The organism is Aeromonas sp. s11, from assembly GCF_040907945.1.
Lineage (GTDB): Bacteria > Pseudomonadota > Gammaproteobacteria > Enterobacterales > Aeromonadaceae > Aeromonas > Aeromonas veronii.
Window position 1 is genome coordinate 1 of record NZ_JBFOCU010000002.1, and the last position, 2862, is coordinate 2862.

1 rRNA gene is annotated in these 2862 nt (G+C 53.3%); it reads right to left on the reverse strand.

The features are described from left to right. A 23S ribosomal RNA gene (locus tag AB5Y84_RS00010) occupies positions 1-2825 on the reverse strand; the annotation flags it as partial. Positions 2826-2862 lie beyond the last annotated feature (37 nt).

Below are 2862 nucleotides of genomic sequence, written 5' to 3' on the forward strand. Positions count from 1 at the left end.
CCTATCAACGTTGTGGTCTCCAACGGCCCTTTAGGACCCTCAAGGGGTCAGGGATGACTCATCTCAGGGCTCGCTTCCCGCTTAGATGCTTTCAGCGGTTATCGATTCCGAACTTAGCTACCGGGCAGTGCCACTGGCGTGACAACCCGAACACCAGAGGTTCGTTCACTCCGGTCCTCTCGTACTAGGAGCAACTCCCTTCAATCATCCAACGCCCACGGCAGATAGGGACCGAACTGTCTCACGACGTTCTGAACCCAGCTCGCGTACCACTTTAAATGGCGAACAGCCATACCCTTGGGACCGACTTCAGCCCCAGGATGTGATGAGCCGACATCGAGGTGCCAAACACCGCCGTCGATATGAACTCTTGGGCGGTATCAGCCTGTTATCCCCGGAGTACCTTTTATCCGTTGAGCGATGGCCCTTCCATTCAGAACCACCGGATCACTATGACCTACTTTCGTACCTGCTCGACCTGTCCGTCTCGCAGTTAAGCTGGCTTATGCCATTGCACTAACCTCCTGATGTCCGACCAGGATTAGCCAACCTTCGTGCTCCTCCGTTACTCTTTGGGAGGAGACCGCCCCAGTCAAACTACCCACCAGGCACTGTCCGCGAGCCCGATTCAGGGCCCTGCGTTAGAACATCAAACATACAAGGGTGGTATTTCAAGGACGGCTCCAGCGCAACTGGCGTCACGCCTTCAAAGCCTCCCACCTATCCTACACATGTAGGTTCAATGTTCAGTGCCAAGCTGTAGTAAAGGTTCACGGGGTCTTTCCGTCTAGCCGCGGGTACACCGCATCTTCACGGCGAATTCGATTTCACTGAGTCTCGGGTGGAGACAGCATGGCCATGGTTACACCATTCGTGCAGGTCGGAACTTACCCGACAAGGAATTTCGCTACCTTAGGACCGTTATAGTTACGGCCGCCGTTTACCGGGGCTTCGATCAAGAGCTTCGCTTGCGCTAACCCCATCAATTAACCTTCCGGCACCGGGCAGGTGTCACACCCTATACGTCCACTTTCGTGTTTGCAGAGTGCTGTGTTTTTGATAAACAGTCCCAGCCATCTGGTCACTGCGACTCCCAACTGCTCCATCCGCGAGGGACTTCACTGTCAAGAGCGAACCTTCTCCCGAAGTTACGGTTCTATTTTGCCTAGTTCCTTCACCCGAGTTCTCTCAAGCGCCTTGGTATTCTCTACCCGACCACCTGTGTCGGTTTGGGGTACGATGACTTGTAATCTGAAGCTTAGAGGCTTTTCCTGGAAGCAGGGCATCAATGGCTTCCACACCGTAGTGTGTTCGTCTCGTGTCTCAGTGTTGTGTCTCCGGATTTGCCTAGAAACACCACCTACGCACTTTCACCAGGACAACCGTCGCCTGGCCCACCTAGCCTTCTCCGTCCCCCCATCGCAATTACAAGTCGTGCAGGAATATTAACCTGCTTCCCATCGACTACGCCTTTCGGCCTCGCCTTAGGGGTCGACTCACCCTGCCCCGATTAACGTTGGACAGGAACCCTTGGTCTTCCGGCGAGGAGGCTTTTCACCCCCTTTATCGTTACTTACGTCAGCATTCGCACTTCTGATATCTCCAGCATACCTCTCGATACACCTTCGCAGACTTACAGAACGCTCCCCTACCACTCACACATAAGTGTGAATCCGCGGCTTCGGTGCCTGGTTTGAGCCCCGTTACATCTTCCGCGCAGGCCGACTCGACTAGTGAGCTATTACGCTTTCTTTAAATGATGGCTGCTTCTAAGCCAACATCCTAGCTGTCTGAGCCTTCCCACATCGTTTCCCACTTAACCAGAACTTTGGGACCTTAGCCGGCGGTCTGGGTTGTTTCCCTCTTCACGACGGACGTTAGCACCCGCCGTGTGTCTCCCGGATATTACTTACTGGTATTCGGAGTTTGCATGGGGTTGGTAAGTCGGGATGACCCCCTAGCCCAAACAGTGCTCTACCCCCAGTAGTATTCGTCCGAGGCGCTACCTAAATAGCTTTCGGGGAGAACCAGCTATCTCCGAGTTTGATTGGCCTTTCACCCCCAGCCACAGGTCATCCCCTAACTTTGCAACGTTAGTGGGTTCGGTCCTCCAGTTGATGTTACTCAACCTTCAACCTGCCCATGGCTAGATCACCCGGTTTCGGGTCTACACCTTGCAACTAGACGCCCAGTTAAGACTCGGTTTCCCTACGGCTCCCCTATACGGTTAACCTCGCTACAAAATGTAAGTCGCTGACCCATTATACAAAAGGTACGCAGTCACCCCGAAGGGCTCCCACTGCTTGTACGTACACGGTTTCAGGTTCTATTTCACTCCCCTCACAGGGGTTCTTTTCGCCTTTCCCTCACGGTACTGGTTCACTATCGGTCAGTCAGGAGTATTTAGCCTTGGAGGATGGTCCCCCCATATTCAGACAGGATGTCACGTGTCCCGCCCTACTCGATTTCACATCAAGGTTGTTTTCGTGTACGGGGCTATCACCCTGTATCGCCGGCCTTTCCAGGACCGTTCCACTAACTTCCAAGATGCTTAAGGGCTAATCCCCGTTCGCTCGCCGCTACTGAGGGAATCTCGGTTGATTTCTTTTCCTCGGGGTACTTAGATGTTTCAGTTCTCCCGGTTCGCCTCTGTTACCTATGTATTCAGTAACAGATACCCGAGTTATCTCGGGTGGGTTTCCCCATTCGGAAATCTGTGAGTAATAGCGTCTCTTACCGACTTCTCACAGCTTATCGCAGGTTAGTACGTCCTTCATCGCCTCTGACTGCCAAGGCATCCACCATGTACGCTTAGTCACTTAACCATACAACCCCAAGAAGTGTCGGTGAAACCGGCACAGC